The following is an 18,284-nucleotide window of genomic DNA, read 5'->3' on the forward strand; positions in this document are numbered from 1 at the left end:
GTATAACGCGACATCAGGGGTAAAAGTATAGTGATGGATTAAACCAAAAGACAGCAGTGTTTTCATTGCATGACAGTCAAACAACTTATTCTCTTAGTAGCTTTTAGACCATTCAAAGCCGCGTGATGGAAAGTAGCTGTTGTCGCCTCGCTGATACAGTGCAATCAGTTCTTCAATGTTATCGCTGTCTATTAATCCGAGAAAAGAGCCATTGCTGGTGACCAGCAATACGTCGTGCCCTCCCGCTGCAAAGTTCTCCTGAACATCGGCAAGCAACTCATCTTCATCAACTTTAATTACGTGCGGATTCATATACTTTGCAACAGGCGCATTGGGGCCTTCTGCCGAAAGCGCTTTGATGATTTCCATTTGCCTGAGTACACCTTCCACTTCACCGTACTTCATCACCACAAATGACTTGTTCTGCGTACGCAGCAGCAAATCGGCGGCTTTCTGAACAGGGTCGGAAGGCGATAAAGTATGATAATCGGTGATGATAATGTCCTTCACCCTGAACCTGCTGAGGATTGAATTGTTTTTTACAAAACTAAGTTCGCTGCGTGCCGCCAGTAAAACAAAAATGCCGATGATGACCAGCATAAAACTCATTAAATAGATTCCTGCAACGATGAAAAGAAATGCAAACAGATTTCCGACCCACGTTGCAATCTTAGTGGCTTTTTCCTGGCCGCTAAACCAGGCAATAGCAGCCCGTAATATTCTTCCGCCATCCATTGGGAATGCCGGGAGAAGGTTAAACAGAAACATGATCACGTTTGCAACAAATAAATTGTAGAATATATTGGTACCGTTTACTGATGTTACCTGGTCAACGCGCGCAGGATTGTTGAAATCGAAATGTACGGTCGGAAGCAGCATCAATGCAATAACCAGGTTTACAGCAGGCCCCATGATGGTAATCCAAAATTCCTGTTTGGGCGATTTTGGCATCGTTTGAAGATGAGCAAGGCCACCGATGGGCAGCAGCAGGATGCTTTTTGTTTGAATGCCGAATTGACGCGCAGTGAGGGAATGCCCCAGTTCATGTAACAGCACACAAACAAACACCAGCGCTGTGAAGAGCAGCGACCACGCTGTGCGGAAGACATCAAATCCATCCTGCAGGTTGCTGTAAACAATCCATATGGCCAGCAGCCAGAAAGTCCAGTGAATCTGAACAGGAATACCTGCAATCGCAAACGGTGATTTTTTCATGGTAAATTATGGTGAGGAATGATGGATGGAGGATGCTGCCGTTGGGGCATTGTTTTTTGTACGGATAAGTGAAGCAATGATGGAAACAGCCAGGATACCTATAATGATCAGTAAGGAAAGTAACACCGGAACCTTGTAGAAATCGGCTGCAAGCATTTTCAATCCCACAAAAACAAGAATGGCAGCAAGGCCATAATGCAGGTACGTGAAACGATGAATGAGTCCGGCCAGCGCAAAGTATAAGGAACGCAAACCCAGGATGGCAAATACATTGGAAGTGTAAACGATAAACGGATCGTTGGTAATAGCGAGAATGGCCGGAATAGAGTCTACGGCAAATATCAGATCGGTGAATTCAACCAAGAGCAAGGCAATCAGCAGCGGGGTAGCTGTCCATCTTCCGGATACACGGATCCAGAATTTGCTCCCATGATATTCATTTGATACAGGGAAAAATTTTCTCAGGAGACGGATCAGCAGATTATTTTCGATATCAATTTTAGTCCCTTTGTTGAGGGCAATCTTCCATCCGGTATAAATCAGGAATGCACCGAACAGGTAAATGATCCAGTGAAACTTTTCAATCAGGGTAATACCTGCCGCGATAAAAATGGCACGCATGATCAATGCACCGATAATACCCCAGAACAATACCCGGTGCTGATACAAAGCAGGCACGGCGAGGTAGGTGAAAATGAGTACAAACACAAAAATATTATCAATACTCAACGACTTTTCAATCACATAACCAGTGAGAAACTGCAAGGCCGGCTCTGTACCCTTCCAGAAATATATTCCCGCATTGAAGATAAACGCCAGCATAATCCACACACCACTCCAGATCAGGGCTTCTTTCATTGTTACCACATGTGCCTTGCGGTGAAAAACACCAAGATCAAGCGCCAGCAACAGCAGCACAAAGACATTAAAAATTATAAATGACCAGGTTTCAGTACTCATGTTATCGGACCGTGTTGTTTGCAGGAGTTAATTTCATTCGCTTTGACTTGTATACTTCACGAACCAAAGCTGAAGTCGTGAGCAGGATTAAAGCAATAATGATGTATTCGATATAATCGATTATGCCGGGATACCTGGAGCCGAGAAAATAACCTAATGGAATCAACGACCAGACCCAAAGAATGGCCCCGGAAATATTATAAAGTGTGAATTTTTTCAGATCAACCTGTGCGGCCCCTGCGAGAATCGGCGCAAAGGTTCTGATAACCGGCAAGAACCTGCCGGCTATCAACGATTGCGGACCGTACTTTTTCAGGAAGATTTTTGTCTTCTCGAGGTGCGACCGCTTAAAAAGTAAAGAGTCATCGCGCTGGAATAGTTTGTCACCCGCCAGTTTTCCGGAAGCATAACCTGCATAATCGCCGGCAATGGCTGCAACCGTAACCGAAGTGAGCAGGGTAAAAATCCCCACCTCCAGATCCTGTGTGCCGCAAAGCAATCCTGCGGTAAAAAGCAGATAATCGCCGGGCAGAAAGAACCCGAAGAACAGGCCTGTTTCGATAAACACAATCAATACTATCAGGCTGAGTCCGCCATAGTGAATGAGCTTTTTAGAATTCAGTATCAATTCAAAAAAATCATGAAGGCTTTCCATTCGATGCTGTCTTTTTTTAAAAATCAAAAAGATCGCTCAGGAAGGATTCTCTTTTCTTCCCGTAGTGCTTCGGTACGCTGCGCCTGTCTTCATCAGCTCTTCTATCATAACGGCTGCCACCATCAGATTCCTGATCATCCTGGTGAAAGCTTCTGCTGATGATTTTATCGAGTTCGCCGCGATCGAGCCAGACTCCGCGGCACTTGGGGCAATAATCTATTTCAACTTGCTGGCGCTGTGACATTACAAGGGTGGTGTTGCAGGACGGACAGTTCATATGAATGGATTTTGAGGTGAATGATGCTGTTTTTCGCGGCGTACGGAAACGCAATGGCCTATCAGGCAATGGATCATGAGGTGGTTCATTTTTGTCAAAGGTAATAAAACTATTTAGAATGATAGTAAAGCTATTATTTATAGTTATACAACTATCTTTTAAAAAAGTTTCACTAATTTGCGCTGTTAAATAAAATTTGTATGGAATTACAGGTTGTCATCCGGGTAAACGATAAGCTTTTCCTGAGAGATCCCAACGAGTCGGAGCTGGGAAAGAAAATTCTCCGTTACAGCGTAGACCTTATTCATAACGTGGGTTTTGAAGCATTCACTTTTCGAAAGCTCGCTGATGAAATTGGCACCACGGAAGCCGGCATCTACCGCTACTTTAATAATAAACACCGGCTGCTGATGTACCTGGTGAGCTGGTACTGGAGCTGGCTGGAATACCAGTTAATGGTTTCCACGAATAATATCCCGGATCCGGAACTGAAACTGAAACGCATTATTCAGTTACTCGTGAGCGAAGAAGCAAAGGACTTCAGCAACGATTTCATCGACAGGAAAAAGTTATATGAGATCGTGAATGTGGAAGGTGTGAAATCCTACCTGACGAAAAAGGTGTACGATGACAACAAGGCAAAGCTTTTTCAACCCTACAAGGATTTATGCGCCCGGATAGCGGATATCTTCAAAGAAATCAATCCCAAATACCGTTATCCAAGGTCATTATCCAGTACTTTGCTGGAGATGGCACATTTTCAGAAATTTTTTATGCTGCATCTTCCTGCCCTCACCGATTTCGGGGAAAAACCGGATGCGAAACAGGTAGTTGGTTTCCTGGAAAGCATGGTGATGAGTTGCCTGAAAAAGGAGCCGGCGATTCAGCTAAAGGCGAAAAAGCCCAGGCTGTAATTTTCAGATATCTGCTCTCAGTTGCAATGCGATAGTCCGCATGGATTCAATTTTCACCGGGCGCAATGAATATTCTTTGTTGAAAATATTACTGGCTACAATCGCTATGCGGTAGTTTTTCTTAATGATATAGCCGAGGCGCATATCCATCACCCAGGTTCCGCCGTTATGCACTTCACGGTAGTTAGTGATACCGGTTGGCAACAATCCTGGACGATCAAGGTCGAAGAAAGTCTGATCAATATTTTGCATGAAGCTGTAGTAACGTTCGCTGGCGCCCAGTGCAAATGATTTCCAGGATACTTCCGCATCTACTTTAAAGATGTGCTGGAAGCGGTACTTCAGAATATAATTGGTGGTGTCGGAACTGGTGGAAACATAGCTCAGTGGCTTTGGTATGAAGCCTTCCGACGGATTATCATAGGCATACTCAAAATGTGGTTCCACAGCCTGTGGCAGCGTGTAAGTATAACCGGCCATCACCGTGAGTCCTACGGCCTGTGAAAGTTGTCCATCGCCGCTCAGCGATAACTCAATGCCACGCACTCTCGTATGACCGGTATTTACGAATTTAAAACCTGCCAGCTGTGGTTCCCATAAAGCATAGTTGTATTCAATGGTGTTAAAATATTCCTGCCAAAAGGTAGCCAGGTCTACGAAGCCCATGAACTGTGCGATGCGGAATCCCTGCTTGATACCCAATTCGGCATTCCAGCTTGTCTCGGGTTGCAGGTCAGGATTGGGAAAGATGGTAATGCCACCCACTGACGTACTAATATATTTTTCGGTGATGGTGGGATAACGGTAACCTTGTCCATAGGAAAAGCGGAGAAATGATTTCTTGGCCAGCTGCAGGTTGAGCCCGGCACGCACGATGGGCTTCACCGTATTTTCCGTGGCATTTATCTGGAAATATTCACCACGGAAACCGGCCGAGATATTCAGCACGTCCCAGAATTTTTTATCAAGCTGCACAAACAGTGCGTAGTTCTGCAGGTGATTGTCGGGCAGACCGCTGCTGGAATACAATTCGGCATGCACATAAGACTGATTGGTAACAAATCCGGCCGTAAAATGCATCGCACCAATATCAGCGAGTGCTTTGGAGACATTGTATTCGGCATAATAATTTTCAGAACTCGTGGATTGCGAATTGGAATTATCACTGTTGGTAAAATAGATACGTGCCTTCGCCTGGTGCCGCAGGCCGGATGGCTTGTAGTAAGTGATAAAGGGATCGAGATAGAACTGCCATGAATCGGAGATAGTGAGTGTGGAAGGAAAAGCACGGTAAATTTTTGCGCTGTCGTCGCCCCACACGAGCGAGAAGTTGGAATGTTCGAGCATCACATTGCCGTTCAGCCCCATTGATAATCCATCCACGTTGGCGGGCCGGTAACGGAAATTAAAATTGAACCTGCCGGAACGGTCGCCGATATCACTGTTGCTGAGGCTGTCCTGTGAAAAGGGAAGTGAAGGATCAACCACCGGCGGGCCGATATAATTATGATCATATAAAAGCTGGCCGCCAAGCATTACATCAAAGAGCTTTGTCTTGATGGCATGACTCATGTTAAGGCCTGAATAATTCGCGGCACCATTCCACCATTTGGCAGCAGCATTGGAAGGAGCACTGTAAAATCCTGAGTACAAACGGATCTTTGTTTCATGCGGCGCTGTTGGATAAGCAGTGAGAAAATTGATGGTGCCGCTGAGTGCAGAGGAGCCATACAGCACGGAAGCAGCGCCTTTAATCACTTCCACCTGGTTAAGATTTTCTATGGGAATGAAACTCCAGTTGGTCTTGCCGGCATCGCCGGTAATGATGGGAATGCCGTCGATCATGGATAACACGCGTGTGCCAACACCAAATGCGAAGCCGCTGCCACCGCGGATTTGCGGTTCATCATCCAGTATGTTAAGTCCGGGCACCTGTTCCAGCACCTGCGTCACATTGGTGGTATTGCGCGCTTCGATGATCTTCGGCTTCAGCAATTCCATGGATACGGTGATATCTTCCAGCCGTTGTTCATACTTACCGGCGGAAACAACAATATTGTCGAGCAGTTTCGATTCCAGCGTTAGCAGCACGTTGTAGCTACTGGTCTTTCCTTCTTCCAGCACAACGGTGAACGTATCACTGACGTAGCCAAGGTAAGAACAGACCAGTGTCTGATTTCCGGGTGGCAGCAACAATGTGAATTTTCCTTCCTGGTCAGTTGATGTACCGATTGCTTTGGAGGAAAGCAGGAAGAGGTTGGCGCCAATCACCGCTTCATGCGATTGCCCGTCGAGCACCAGGCCTTTTAACGTTGCTGTTGCCTGGCTGAAAGCCACAGCAGGGATGAAGAGACAGCAGGCAGCCGCAATTTTCACAATAGATAAGTATTGCAATACACTTATTTGTTTCATGCGGAATTATTGTTGCACGATGATTTTCCTGCGGAGCAGGCTGGCGCATTCGTGGCTCTTGACCTGGCAGAAGTAGATTCCATTTTCTAAATGCAGGAGCCGGATTTGTTCGGATGACTGCTTAACAGGAAATGTTGCAACCAATGCACCCATGGCATTATAAAGCAACAGCTGGCCTTCGAGATGTTTAGGATTGGAAAGGATGATTTCATTGGTTACCAGCGAATTGATGAGCTGCATGCCAGAGCTGCTTTCTATCGTGTGAATGCCCGTAGTGAAAAGCAGGGAAAGATCATCAATGAGCAAAGTGCTTCCGGGCATCGCTTTGTAACCGTTGCTGGAAGAGATCATCCACCGTGATACATCGGGCGTTGCAGCGGATTTATATTTCACCGGCGCGGTAAACCGTGTGTAGCTCGTTATTGTTGCACCGATTTTTGCCAGTGCAGTGCCAATGGTATCGCCATTATTGGCCAGCAGGTCGAACTGAATCTGCGTTGAATCTCCGCCAACAGGAGTGTATTTCATCCAGCCGGCAATACTGTCGGGGCGTTCATGGTAGGGAATGCCGCCCTGTATGCCATACGGCGGTGTGATGATAAGCTGGCCGGTTGTTACGATGCCATTTACCGTATCATTGATGCTTGTTACAGCAGTGGTCACCAATTTAACAGCAAAATTTCCGCTGTGCTTGTCAGTTGTCTGCAGGCAGGTGAGAAAGCCGATGAAGGCGGAGGCGGAATCAAGATTATCCCAGCTGTTGGGTACATAAAAACTGGTGTTGAATAAATTGGTGAGCGTCCAGTCTTCGAAGCCGGCATTGGGCGTTGGATTTTGTGCGTTGACAGCAACTGGTGTACTCAGTATCATAAAAAATACAGCCGTGCTGCAAAGCAGGCAAAGTAATTGTTTGATCATTGGATAGTGATTGGTCATAGCAAATCTAAGAAAAAGTATATAGGATCATGAGCGCAGTGCAAACCGCGATGATTAAGATACCGGCTGCTGAAAAATTTGTAATCAGATTACAGTTACCGCCGCTGTTACCACCGGCAGCTGTACTGTCATGCAATGCACTTCACCTGGCATTGAGCCGTTTTACATTTTCCTGCAGCACTGACAACAGGAGATCAATGGTTGACAGATGTGTTCTGAAAGAAACAATGGCAGCGCGCAGCGTAAACCTGCCATCTAAAATGGTGGATGAGATAAAGACGCGTCCGTCTTGCTGCACTGCTTCGAGCAATTCTTTGTTATACGTATTCGCATCGCCGTTTTTGGGTATGTAACGATAAGTGACAACAGACAGCTGTGGCGGCGGACCCACTTCAAATCCAAGCTGCTGCACTGCTTCGTAGAAATATTTCGCCAGCAATAATTTTTCTTCCAGGCATGCACGAAATGGTTTCACGCCCAGCAATTTCAGCGGCAGCCACATGCGAAGGCCCCTGAAATGTTTGGTGAGTTCAGGCGAAATATCAGCCGGCGAAATTTCTGCCGTTGCCTGCAAAGCATCCTGCATGTAGTTGGCAAAATAATGATGGGAAGCCTGCAGCTGACTGCGGTTTTTTGCCAGCATAACGCCGGTGCCGTAAGGAAGAAATAATGATTTATGCGGATCGATCACCAGGGTATCGGCTTGTTCAATGCCTTTCAGTTTTTCATTTCCCTCTGCGGTGAGTTTGAAGAATCCGCCATAGGCAGCATCAACATGAAACCACAGCTCATGTTTTTTAGCGATGTAGCCTGTGGCATCGAGCGGGTCGATGGCACCGGTATCTGTAGTGCCTGCGGAAGCGACCACCAGGAAAGGGAGCAACCTGCTTGTTTTATCCAGCACAATCATCCGTTCGAGATCATCCGCTTTCATCCGGTAATTTTCATCTACCGGCACAATGCGGATGATACATTCTCGGAGCCCTGCGATTCGAATGGCTTTCTCCACTGAATGGTGCACCTGCGCTGTGAGGTAAATCACCGCCTTCTCAAAATCACGTGCCTTGATTTGTGATGCATCACGGGCACAAACAATGCCCATCAGGTTGGCGATGCTGCCACCGGAGGTGAGGTTACCGGCGGCTTCCCTCGGATAGCCAACGAGGTCTGCCATCCATTGAATGAGCATGTTTTCCATCTGCACAGCACCCGGGCCTGCGAAGTAAACACCGGCATACCGGTTAAAAACATCAGCGAGGTAGTCGCCGAGTGCGGCGTAGTAAATGCCGCCACCCGGAATATATCCGAGGTGACCACCGGAAGCAGGATTGAGGCCGGTGTGATCCACATGATTTTTCAGCAATGAAATGACGGCTTCGATATCAACCGGATCTTCGGCAACAGGAAAGGAGAATAAGTTTGTTACGGTATCATCCTGCAGCTCAAATGCTTTGATGGATTCAATATGATTGATAAAACCCTCCGTATAGTCTATCACTTTTTTCCGCACTGCTTCACGTTTGCCTGCAACAGGCTCCAGCTGACGCGAAATTTTTTCAAGTGCCTCAAGTTGATTACGGATCATGCTGAAAGGATAGGGCTGCTTGTATTGGTTTTAAACTTTATGGTGATTTTATGTTTCACCGGTCATTCGCAAAAAAATCATTCCATCATTGAATTGAGAAGCTATCTCAAAATAGGCAATCAATGCGGTCATGCCGAATTTATTTCGACATCTGTCAATGAATTGAAGAGATCCTGCAACAAGTTGAGGATGACTCCGGGTATTTTGAGATAGCTTCTTATATCATCAAATGTGCACCTGCGCGCATCATGCATCTTTTGGTTTTAATCCCATCTCTTTCATTTCATACAGCAGGGTTTCTTTCAACCCGGTTTCCAGCGGACGAGGTGCATAACCTAACTCCTGTATGGCTTTTGAATTATTACCGAGGTATGTATGTCCTGCGGCCACCCGCAATGTTTCAGCGGAATATAATTCAGGCAATGCTATTAATTTTTCAGCTACGGCAGCCATAGCCGATGATACCGATAACAGTTTGGGAGAAACAAACAACGGTGTCTTGATGCCGGTAATTTTTTCTGCAAGATGGTATGCCGCTTCCAGCGTGTGTGGTGGCCCGCAGATGATATAGGTTTCGCCTGTCCTTCCTCTGTCCATTGCCAGCCAGTGTGCGTTCACGATATCATCCACATGCGCCCAGGAATAAGCAGTTTGTTTCGGAAGCATCGGTAATTTTTTACGCAGGTAGCTGCGCATTGAATTTCCACTCATGCTGGTATCACCGGGCCCGTATATCAGCCCCGGCATGACAATAACTAATGGTAAACCGTTCCGGATAAATTCATCTGCAATAGCATGTGCCATGGCTTTTGTGCGGTCGTATTCACTGAGATGCCTGCCGGTAAAATGAAATGATTCATCGCGCAGTTCTCCGTGCGAATCGGAATTGACAGCGAGCGTACTGGTATAAACACCTTTTGGAATTTGCAGTTCCTGCATCAGTTCCAGCACGTTGCGCGTGCCTTTAACATTAATCTGCTGCCCCGGCGTTTTATCGCGTACACCTACCTTGTACCAGCCTGCAATATGAAATACACCATCGCAATCCTTCATGGGTTCACGCATGCTTTCCTTTTCGGTCACATCACCTTCCGCCACAGTAATACCGATATCGCTTAAATCAGTTGCTTTGGCGGGGTTGCGGACAAGAGCGACAACATCATGATTTTTGGCACGCAGCAAACGAACCATTTTCCCGCCTACAAAACCGGTAGCACCTGTTACGAAGTATTTTTTAGTCTGCATATACTTTGAAAAATAGGAAAATATTATTCAATGCTGGTTGTTCAATCATTAAAACTAAGTCGCCCACAGCCGGCAGTAGCTGAATGCCTTTTATTTTTGCGGCAATGAAAATAGATGGATGCAACGGAAAATATAACTTCAATGCAGGCCGTCACGTCAGCATAAAATTAAAAAGCCGCCTCCTTGCAAGAAGCGGCTTTGAAATAAAGCACCATTTAATTCATCTGTGTTTCTTATCATCTTTCAATGATCTGGTGTTTATTGACAGGCTTTGATTCCTGTGATGATCAGAAACAGTTAGTGGCCATCTTTACTTCATTTTTGGTTTGGAACATGCAATGTAATCAAAAGTGTAATGATGATTCATTGTTGGTTTGGGTTTGGTAAGCTGAACTAAAAGTACTGCATGCTGAAATTGGTCTCAATCACAAAAATCCCGTTGATTGTCAGCGCAATTTATTGGCTTAAACTGAAACAGTGGTTACTTTTATGCATAACTTTAAGGGAGCATTCTTTGCATTGCAGCAAATGCAGATGAGAATTAAAGATTTGAAAATCAATGTTTTGTGATGTGATTTTATTTGATTTTGATGGAGACGCGCGATCAGTTATATGAGTTAATCAGGTCCCTTTCCAAATCCGAGAAAGGATATTTTAAAAAGGTGAGTTCCTTTCATATGAAGGGAAATCAAAACAGCTATGCGTTGCTGTTTGATGCCATAGACAGGATGCCTGAGTATAATGAGCGGATACTGAAAAAAAAGTTACCCGGAAAAATAGCTTCGCAATTACCTTTTTTAAAGCATTACCTCTATCACCAGTTGCTGGAAGCGCTTGATCAGTATTATCAAAGCAGCAATGTGGAGATCAATAAAATGATCTGTAAAGTGGAGATCCTGCATAAAAAAGGGCTAAAAGAACAGGGGCGCAAATTGCTTGACAAGGCCATGGAATTTGCGGGCAAGAAGGAAAAGTTTTCTTACCTGCTTCATTTAACCAGCCTGCGATATGAATTCCTGGCGGATGAGGAGAACCCGGAAAAATTACTGGCAGAACGCACGATGCTGAACAGCGATTTTGACGAGCTCAGGAAAAAGATTGACAACCTGTATGCCTATCATCGTTTACGGATTGACCTCAATGTTCTTCGTGCCGAGACAGGTTATGCAAGAAGCCCTGAGCAGGTTAAAAGGTATGAGCAGTTTTTAAAACATCCGTTGCTTGCAACCGCTGACATGCCATTATCCGGATCGGCAAAATTTCATTTTTACACATTGCATGCCATCGTGCACAAATATGCACACCGCTATGACGTTGCCTACGAAGCATTGCAGCAGATAGATGCTCTCTTTGCGGAATACCCGGTATTGTTTGAAGAAAGCGTCTCCGCCCGGATTAAAACACTGCAGCGCAAATCCGTGGTGGCGGGAAAACTTGGCCGGTTCGATCTTTCCATGTCGGCACTGGAACAGATGCGGAACATGAAAGCGGTGCATGAAAAATACCGCGCATTGATCTTTCAATATGGCTATCACCAGGAGTTCCTGATTTACCTGCTTACCGGTCAGTTTCAGACCTTGCTGAGCAGGGTACCTGCCTTTGAGGAAGAATACAGGCAGTATGGAAGAAATATGCTGAAGACGTTTGAAGTGCAGACACTGCAGCGTATTGCACAGGGATATTTTATGGAATGCCGGTTTGAAGATGCCATGGTGTGGATCAATAAGGCCATCAATACCACACCTTCCGCTTTCAATGATGATTTGATGAGTGGAATCAAGATTGATGATATCCTGATACATTTTGAATCAGGCAATCACCGTGTGGTACAGTCAAAAATTGCCGCGGCGGAGAAATTCCTTCGGTCAAAAAGAAAATCCTATGCATTTGAAATGTTCCTGCTTTCACTGTTAAAGAAAATGCTGAAAATCCATAATGTTGAGGAACAGGCAGCGCAATGGAAAAAGGCGCGTGCTGCTATGCAGGCACAATTTGCAACACCGGCAGAATCGTTGCCGGCGAAATACTTTTATGTTTCAGCATGGATAGAGAGTAAAATATCCGGGAAGCCTTTATCATTGCTTTTAAAGAGGCAGTCAACGCAATCGCGCGTATATAGAATCAGGGGCAGGAAAAAGAGTGTATCGGTTAATTGAACCTGCCGCGCTTTAATCGAATGGTTCCTTGTTATTCCATTTGCCCGCTATTGTTGCGTTGCAATTACCGGCTATAGTTGGGTGCTTCATTCGTAATCACCACGTCGTGCACATGGCTTTCACGGATGCCAGCCGTGGAAATACGTACAAACGCTGCCTGCTGCAAGGCGCGGATATCAGGCGCTCCGGTATAGCCCATGCCGGCCCGCAATCCTCCGACACATTGAACCATTACTTCTGCGAGCGTGCCTTTAAACGGTACCCGTCCGACGATGCCTTCCGGAACAAGCTTTTTAATATCATCTTCCGCATCCTGGAAATAGCGGTCTTTTGAACCTTCCTGCATCGCTTCCACAGAACCCATTCCGCGATAGGATTTGAATTTGCGGCCTTCAAAAATGATTGTTTCGCCCGGCGATTCTTCAACGCCTGCAAACAAAGAACCGGCCATTACACTGTCGGCGCCCGCAGCAATTGCCTTCACGATATCGCCGGTATAACGGATGCCTCCGTCTGCAATTATCGGTACGCCATATTTTTTCAGCCCTTTGGCGGCTTCCATGATGGCGGATAATTGCGGCACACCGGCTCCGGTTACAATACGTGTGGTGCAGATAGAGCCGGGACCAACGCCAACCTTTACTGCATCTGCGCCGGCTTCCGCCAATGCCTGAGCTCCTTCTTTGGTAGCCACATTACCTGCAATCACCTCCAAATTTTTAAACTGCTTCTTCACTTTTTTAACCGATTCGAGCACTCCCCTTGAATGGCCGTGAGCGGTATCGATACAAACCACATCCACGCCGGTATGAATCAGTGCGGCGATACGGTCGAGCATATCTGCCGTAACACCCACTGCTGCTCCTGCCAGCAACCGGCCATATTTATCTTTGCAGGCATTGGGATGGCTCTTCAGTTTCAGTATGTCGCGATAAGTAATGAGGCCTTTGAGTTTTCCTTTCCGGTCAACGACGGGCAGTTTCTCCACTTTATAATCCTGCAGGATGCCTTCGGCTTTCTTCAGATCCATCCCTTCCGGCGCGGTTACCAGCCTGTCTTTTGTCATCACTTCCGAAATTTTCCGTTTCGTGTTTTTCTCGAAACGTAAATCACGGTTGGTAAGGATGCCTACCAGGAATCCTTCTTTGTTCACGATAGGAATACCACCGATCTTATGCTCCTTCATGATATGCATCGCCTGGCCGATGGTCTGATCCGCTTCGAGTGTAATGGGATCAATAATCAGCCCGCTCTCACTTCTTTTCACGCGGCGCACTGCTTCGGCCTGCCGTTCAATACTCATGTTCTTATGCAGTATGCCGATGCCGCCCTGGCTGGCCATGGCGATAGCCATTTCCCAATCGGTTACCGTATCCATGGCTGCGGATAATACCGGCACATTGATCCGGATGTTCCTGGTAAGTTGTGTGGCCGTATCAACTTCGCGCGGCAGGACCGATGAAAAAGCCGGCAGCAGCAGCACATCATCATAGGTTAACCCTTCTAACAGAATTTTGGAAGCGTTTGCCGCCATATCATTACGTTTTAATAAAGTTGGGCAAAGATACTACTTCGGATACAACATGATGTTGCAACAGGCGCTACGTGTTTTGAGCTTAATATGCAGGTGATGATGGGAATTAACGAAACTATAAAGATATTAGCGCCCTGAAAAATTGAATCGTATGAAGAAAATAATAATTGTTTCCCTGTTGCTTTGTCTCAGCGGCCTTGGTTTTGCCCAGCAATTGGAAACATTCGAAGAAAACGGCAAGTACGGCATGAAAGAATCGGGCACCGGCAGGGTAATCATGGCACCAAAATATGATGAGATCTATGTTTTCTCCGAAGGCCTTGCTATCGTCAGCCTCGAAGAATTGTATGGTTTTATAGATAAAACAGGCAAAGAGGTAATTCCGCTGCAGTACACGGAAGCCACTTCGTTTTCAGAAGGACTGGCAAGTGTTTCCAACGGAACAGCCTGGGGTTACATTGATAAGACCGGCAAAACCGTATTGCCTTTTGAATATGATGAAGCGAATCAGTTTGTGGAAGGCGTTGCTTTTGTTGCCAAACAGGGAAACTATGGTGCTATAGATAAAACAGGCAAAGTGGTGATTCCCCTGATCTATGACTCCGGCATTTCATTTTCACAGGGACTGGCCGTGGTGGAGAAAGAAGGCTATACCGGCCTTATCGACCTGCATGGCAATTTTGTGGTGCCCCTGAAATACATGGAGATCGACGATTTTACACAGGGCCTGGCAGCGGTAAACAAGGATAACAAGTGGGGATTTATTAACCGGCAGGGAACCGAAGTTATCAAACCTGAGTATGATTACGCATTTGCTTATTCAGAAGGCCTGGCAGGCGTGATGATTGCAGGCAAAGGCGGTTATATTGATCTGCAGGGTAATATCGTCATCCCGCTCATCTATGATAAGTTGGGAAGTTTCATGGGAGGATATTCCATGGTGGAAATGGATGGCAGGCAATTTTATATTGATACGAGAGGCAGATGTGTAGAGCATGATGGTGTGCCCTGTGCCAAATGAGTTGTGTCCTTTCCGTTGCAGTTATGAATCATGCCGGTATGGCATGGAAGAATGTATGAATGATCGTGGCAGCCTGCATGTCAGTCAGGCAATGTTCCTCGCTTAGGTTGATCGTGGCAGTCAGTACTTTGTATACACAGATGACTTCCGTGAAGATCATGCGGAGCATCCTTGACAGTAATCCAATCCAGACAACAGGGGTGACTGATCGAACGGAGACCGGCAAGCATCCGTTTTATTCATCTGCTTATTTCAAAAAGGGTATCCATTTCCTTCCTGATCAGCGAAGCATCAAGTTGTGTTGCACGCAGGTAATGCGCTTTGGCTTCCGTTAACTGCAAATTGTTAAACAGGTATAACCCGGCCAGTTGATAATGTGCCACAGCAAGAGCAGGGTTGGCTTCAATTGCTTTTTCGAAATGAATGCGCGCCTGCCCGTATTGTTTAAAATGCGTTTTCAATAATAGCGCAAGGTTATGATGGGCACCTGCATGCAGCGGATCTGCCGCGATCGCTTTTTCATAGTGTGCCTTTGCTCCATCATAATCACTGAACGGCGGTAATGACAGCAGGTTGGCGAGATTAAAGTGCGCCTTCACATACTGCGGATTTATGGCAATCGCCTGCAGGTATTCTCTTTTTGCTCCTTCCGCATCGCCCGTTTTTTTTTCAAGCAGCACAGCGAGGTTATAATGCGCCGCATCGTACAACGGACGATGAGCAATTTCCGTTTCGTAAAGCCTGCGGGCCGTAGCAAACGATTGGCTGTTACCTTCCTCCGGCAGGTAATGATGATACAGCAAAGCCAAGTTATTGTACACGTTAGGCATTTCAGGATTAACCGCTATCACTTTTTCATAAAGCGACTTCGCTTTGTGATACCACTTCATTTTTGTTGCCAGCACAGCTTTGATGAACAAGGCATTTTCATTTTTCGGATGTTTTTCAAGGAAATTATCGAGTGCTATATCCTGTTCTTCTTCCTCATTGATAAGATTGATTGCGATGAGTTCGTCAATCAGCAGCTCTTTATCAAAACCGATAATATCCAGTAAGGGTTTGTAATGCTGCTGCCGCAGTTCTTCAAAACGGAGAATGCGTAAGTCTGTCAGCTTTGAAAAAAAATCATCGAGTTGGAGGCAGATCGTTTCGATCTTTTTCTTCTGCAGCATATAATCCGTATTCAGATAATCGTGGAGCAGTTTTTCAGCTGTGGCCAGCTCTTCTTTCCAGTAGTCATAATAAACCGTTCTTGTTTTAGGATGGAAAACGGCACCCGCATTTTCCAATGCAACCGGCAGGATTCTTTTTTCGAATTCATGGGTGTTGAGCAATTCCGTCATTTCATACATGCAGTATTCGCTCTTAAGAAACTCATCGCTGATAAGTATGACTACGAAGTCACTCTTACCGATACGTTGCATGTATTCTTTCAGGCTGCTGCGGTAGGCAGCATCACGCTGATCGCGCAGGAAGATGATGCCGATATTGCTGAAGTCCTGATCTATGATGTCGGCAGTGGTGCGGTTTTGCCAGCTGTAGGAGAGAAAAATATTGGGTACAGTATTCCGGGTACGCTCCATAAAAAATGGCAAGAATCAGTTGATATAGGAAAGATAATGATTTCTCATGGTCATTACCAAGGAGCAGGCCAGGTGCTGCGGCCATACGGTTCCCGGCAACAGGCTGTTAAAAGCTACTGTGCAATAACTGTCGTTTGAAAAAAGCAACTGCCTTCCTTATCACGGACGGTAACGATCAGCATGCCTTTATGCTGACCCGTTAAAGTGATCACAGGATCTGTATGCGCCGTAAAGCTGATATTCTTTGCTTCGTATAAAGGCCTGCCCATGATATCATGCACCTGCAGTGAACCATCCTGCAGCGTTGCAGGCAGGTGAATGCTGAAAGTATTGATGAAAGGATCCGGATAAACGCTTATTTCATCCTGCATCACTTCAGCGGTTACCACTGCAGTCGGAAAATTATCACAGTCATAAGTATCAGGATTTACTTCTATTGGAGCGCCGGGAGTCAGAATTTTTCCGGCCAGTCCGGGATAATAGGATGGATAATACATGGCGCGGAAGCAATCGTTGAGAAAAGGTGTTTCGCCCTGTGAAAGTATATGTGTTTTATCAACGGGGTTTACATATTTCCATAGGAGCGTGCCGGCTGCATCGATCTCTGTAAACTCTCCTTCGGTGCCACTGCAGATGAGCGTATTGCCATTGGGCAAACGTTGCGCTCCGCCCTGCACAATGGAGAATAATGACAACGGCGGATTTGCAGTGTATATCCAGTCCTGCGCCGTTGGCTTGAAGGCGGAATCCGGTTCAATGGGATAATTATTATCTATCATCGCCGGCAAGGTGAATGTTTCGACGGTTGAATAATCATTGCCCGGCCTGCCGACACCGTTGTTAAATACCATTACCTGTCCGTCTGCAGAGATCCAGCGGAGGTTGTGTTGTTCGAAAAATTTCTGATCAGCTGCTGTTCCTCTTCCGTAGTTCTGCGGATTGCCCCATCGGTACAGGAGATCGCCGCCTCTGCCGGAATTACCACCGGAGTGGGAGGCGGCTTCTTCCATAGTGGTGCTGTGATCGATGATATAGACTTCACACACTTCATGACTGCTTACCATCACCTGGTCAAGCGCTGCATTGTAGTCGAGGCTGTTAAAATGCAGCCAGTCGGCCGTGCTCACATTCAGTTCACCCATATTGATATTCAGCAATTCAGGATGGTCAGCCACGACACCATAGTTTGGCTTCAGGGAGTCTGCATCCTGCACGAGGTGATCCCATGCGCGCCATTGCCAAACGATGACACCCGAATCGGTTCCGACAGGCTGAATCTCGATGATTTTTTCTGACCACATTTTGCTGCCCATCGTCACACGGCCATTAGCCTGCGCATCTGTTTTGGTGTGGCTTTCCCATACAATAGCCATGATATTTCCATTCGGCAGTTGAATAGCATCATGATGCTGGCATTGATTGATGTCGGCAATATCATACGACCAAAGCACTTCACTGTCCCAGCCGAGCTTTTCGATGTTGCCGCCTGAACCGCCTGCAGGAAACTGACCGTTGTTCACATTATTGCATCGCAGCAAGGTGCCATCTTCCTCGAGGTTTACTGTGAGCCCGGGATGGAGCGAGCTTGCCCACTGATGAATTTTTTTTCCGCATTTATCAATCAGGTAAGTGGTGTCGCTTTGCCCGGGTGCAAACAATACATATCCACTCTCGGCGCCGGGGAGATTGTAAAACAAGCCGACGGTTTGCGCCTGCGCCTGCAGGCAAGCCATGCAAAAAAGCAATGACAACAACTTATTCATGGGTAATTCTTTTCAGATTCCGTTTTAA

General features: G+C 46.2%; 15 protein-coding genes. 3 read left to right on the forward strand and 12 right to left on the reverse strand.

Features of this window, described 5'->3' with window-relative positions; translation table 11 throughout:
* Positions 1 to 93: 93 nt before the first annotated feature.
* From K1X61_12165 to K1X61_12180, 4 genes are read right to left on the reverse strand one after another with little or no spacing between them, the layout of a single operon-like run.
* Positions 94 to 1,215, reverse strand: coding sequence for a site-2 protease family protein (locus tag K1X61_12165; GenBank protein MBX7109395.1), 1,122 nt, complete (start codon positions 1,213 to 1,215; stop codon positions 94 to 96).
* A gap of 6 nt (positions 1,216 to 1,221) precedes the next feature.
* The gene (locus K1X61_12170; GenBank protein MBX7109396.1) at positions 1,222 to 2,175 is read right to left on the reverse strand and encodes a TerC family protein; all 954 of its coding nucleotides are present in this window, start codon (positions 2,173 to 2,175) and stop codon (positions 1,222 to 1,224) included.
* Position 2,176: 1 nt separating this feature from the next.
* Positions 2,177 to 2,830 (reverse strand): VTT domain-containing protein, encoded by a 654-nt coding sequence (locus K1X61_12175; protein MBX7109397.1) that lies wholly within the window; start codon positions 2,828 to 2,830, stop codon positions 2,177 to 2,179.
* 16 nt (positions 2,831 to 2,846) lie between these two features.
* Positions 2,847 to 3,107, reverse strand: coding sequence for a zf-TFIIB domain-containing protein (locus K1X61_12180; protein ID MBX7109398.1), 261 nt, complete (start codon positions 3,105 to 3,107; stop codon positions 2,847 to 2,849).
* Positions 3,108 to 3,307: 200 nt separating this feature from the next.
* Between K1X61_12180 and K1X61_12185 the strand changes: the two genes are divergently transcribed.
* Positions 3,308 to 4,021 carry a TetR/AcrR family transcriptional regulator gene (locus K1X61_12185; GenBank protein ID MBX7109399.1) on the forward strand — a complete coding sequence of 238 codons (714 nt, stop codon included), beginning with the start codon at positions 3,308 to 3,310 and terminating at the stop codon, positions 4,019 to 4,021.
* Between the two features lie 3 nt (positions 4,022 to 4,024).
* Here the strand turns inward: K1X61_12185 and K1X61_12190 are convergent, their stop codons facing one another.
* From K1X61_12190 to K1X61_12205, 4 genes are all read right to left on the reverse strand, one after another.
* Positions 4,025 to 6,433: a TonB-dependent receptor gene (locus K1X61_12190; protein ID MBX7109400.1), complete on the reverse strand. Its 2,409-nt coding sequence runs from the start codon at positions 6,431 to 6,433 to the stop codon at positions 4,025 to 4,027.
* Positions 6,434 to 6,439: 6 nt separating this feature from the next.
* Positions 6,440 to 7,351 carry a PCMD domain-containing protein gene (locus tag K1X61_12195; protein MBX7109401.1) on the reverse strand — a complete coding sequence of 304 codons (912 nt, stop codon included), beginning with the start codon at positions 7,349 to 7,351 and terminating at the stop codon, positions 6,440 to 6,442.
* 160 nt (positions 7,352 to 7,511) lie between these two features.
* Positions 7,512 to 8,954 (reverse strand): aminotransferase class V-fold PLP-dependent enzyme, encoded by a 1,443-nt coding sequence (locus K1X61_12200; GenBank protein MBX7109402.1) that lies wholly within the window; start codon positions 8,952 to 8,954, stop codon positions 7,512 to 7,514.
* A gap of 246 nt (positions 8,955 to 9,200) precedes the next feature.
* On the reverse strand, positions 9,201 to 10,199 hold the full coding sequence (locus K1X61_12205; GenBank protein ID MBX7109403.1) for an NAD-dependent epimerase/dehydratase family protein: 999 nt from the start codon (positions 10,197 to 10,199) through the stop codon (positions 9,201 to 9,203).
* Between the two features lie 677 nt (positions 10,200 to 10,876).
* Between K1X61_12205 and K1X61_12210 the strand changes: the two genes are divergently transcribed.
* Complete coding sequence (locus tag K1X61_12210; GenBank protein MBX7109404.1) at positions 10,877 to 12,355, forward strand: hypothetical protein; 1,479 nt, start codon at positions 10,877 to 10,879, stop codon at positions 12,353 to 12,355.
* Positions 12,356 to 12,419: 64 nt separating this feature from the next.
* Here K1X61_12210 and guaB read toward each other — a convergent pair whose 3' ends face one another.
* Positions 12,420 to 13,889 (reverse strand): IMP dehydrogenase, encoded by a 1,470-nt coding sequence (gene guaB / locus K1X61_12215; protein MBX7109405.1) that lies wholly within the window; start codon positions 13,887 to 13,889, stop codon positions 12,420 to 12,422.
* Between the two features lie 151 nt (positions 13,890 to 14,040).
* Here guaB and K1X61_12220 point away from each other — a divergent pair, with 151 nt between their 5' ends.
* On the forward strand, positions 14,041 to 14,910 hold the full coding sequence (locus K1X61_12220; GenBank protein MBX7109406.1) for a WG repeat-containing protein: 870 nt from the start codon (positions 14,041 to 14,043) through the stop codon (positions 14,908 to 14,910).
* Between the two features lie 28 nt (positions 14,911 to 14,938).
* On the opposite strand, the gene K1X61_12225 is transcribed toward K1X61_12220, so the two are convergent.
* The 3 genes from K1X61_12225 to K1X61_12235 all read right to left on the reverse strand — a co-directional run bounded on the left by K1X61_12225 (position 14,939) and on the right by K1X61_12235 (position 18,256).
* The gene (locus K1X61_12225) at positions 14,939 to 15,136 is read right to left on the reverse strand and encodes a hypothetical protein (GenBank protein ID MBX7109407.1); all 198 of its coding nucleotides are present in this window, start codon (positions 15,134 to 15,136) and stop codon (positions 14,939 to 14,941) included.
* A gap of 13 nt (positions 15,137 to 15,149) precedes the next feature.
* Positions 15,150 to 16,493, reverse strand: a complete 1,344-nt coding sequence (locus K1X61_12230; GenBank protein ID MBX7109408.1) for a tetratricopeptide repeat protein — start codon at positions 16,491 to 16,493, stop codon at positions 15,150 to 15,152.
* Between the two features lie 113 nt (positions 16,494 to 16,606).
* Positions 16,607 to 18,256 carry an aryl-sulfate sulfotransferase gene (locus K1X61_12235; protein ID MBX7109409.1) on the reverse strand — a complete coding sequence of 550 codons (1,650 nt, stop codon included), beginning with the start codon at positions 18,254 to 18,256 and terminating at the stop codon, positions 16,607 to 16,609.
* Between the last annotated feature and the right edge of the window lie 28 nt (positions 18,257 to 18,284).

It is taken from the genome of Chitinophagales bacterium (assembly GCA_019694975.1).
Lineage (GTDB): Bacteria > Bacteroidota > Bacteroidia > Chitinophagales > UBA10324 > JACCZZ01.

Coding starts and splice junctions, on each gene's coding strand:
- K1X61_12195 (MBX7109401.1), bottom strand. CDS start 7,351: ATGATCAAACAATTACTTTGCCTGCTTTGCAGCACGGCTGTATTTTTT.
- K1X61_12205 (MBX7109403.1), bottom strand. CDS start 10,199: ATGCAGACTAAAAAATACTTCGTAACAGGTGCTACCGGTTTTGTAGGC.
- K1X61_12200 (MBX7109402.1), bottom strand. CDS start 8,954: ATGATCCGTAATCAACTTGAGGCACTTGAAAAAATTTCGCGTCAGCTG.
- K1X61_12190 (MBX7109400.1), bottom strand. CDS start 6,433: ATGAAACAAATAAGTGTATTGCAATACTTATCTATTGTGAAAATTGCG.
- K1X61_12220 (MBX7109406.1), top strand. CDS start 14,041: ATGAAGAAAATAATAATTGTTTCCCTGTTGCTTTGTCTCAGCGGCCTT.
- K1X61_12235 (MBX7109409.1), bottom strand. CDS start 18,256: ATGAATAAGTTGTTGTCATTGCTTTTTTGCATGGCTTGCCTGCAGGCG.
- K1X61_12165 (MBX7109395.1), bottom strand. CDS start 1,215: ATGAAAAAATCACCGTTTGCGATTGCAGGTATTCCTGTTCAGATTCAC.
- K1X61_12210 (MBX7109404.1), top strand. CDS start 10,877: ATGAAGGGAAATCAAAACAGCTATGCGTTGCTGTTTGATGCCATAGAC.
- K1X61_12175 (MBX7109397.1), bottom strand. CDS start 2,830: ATGGAAAGCCTTCATGATTTTTTTGAATTGATACTGAATTCTAAAAAG.
- K1X61_12185 (MBX7109399.1), top strand. CDS start 3,308: ATGGAATTACAGGTTGTCATCCGGGTAAACGATAAGCTTTTCCTGAGA.
- guaB (MBX7109405.1), bottom strand. CDS start 13,889: ATGGCGGCAAACGCTTCCAAAATTCTGTTAGAAGGGTTAACCTATGAT.
- K1X61_12230 (MBX7109408.1), bottom strand. CDS start 16,493: ATGGAGCGTACCCGGAATACTGTACCCAATATTTTTCTCTCCTACAGC.
- K1X61_12180 (MBX7109398.1), bottom strand. CDS start 3,107: ATGAACTGTCCGTCCTGCAACACCACCCTTGTAATGTCACAGCGCCAG.
- K1X61_12170 (MBX7109396.1), bottom strand. CDS start 2,175: ATGAGTACTGAAACCTGGTCATTTATAATTTTTAATGTCTTTGTGCTG.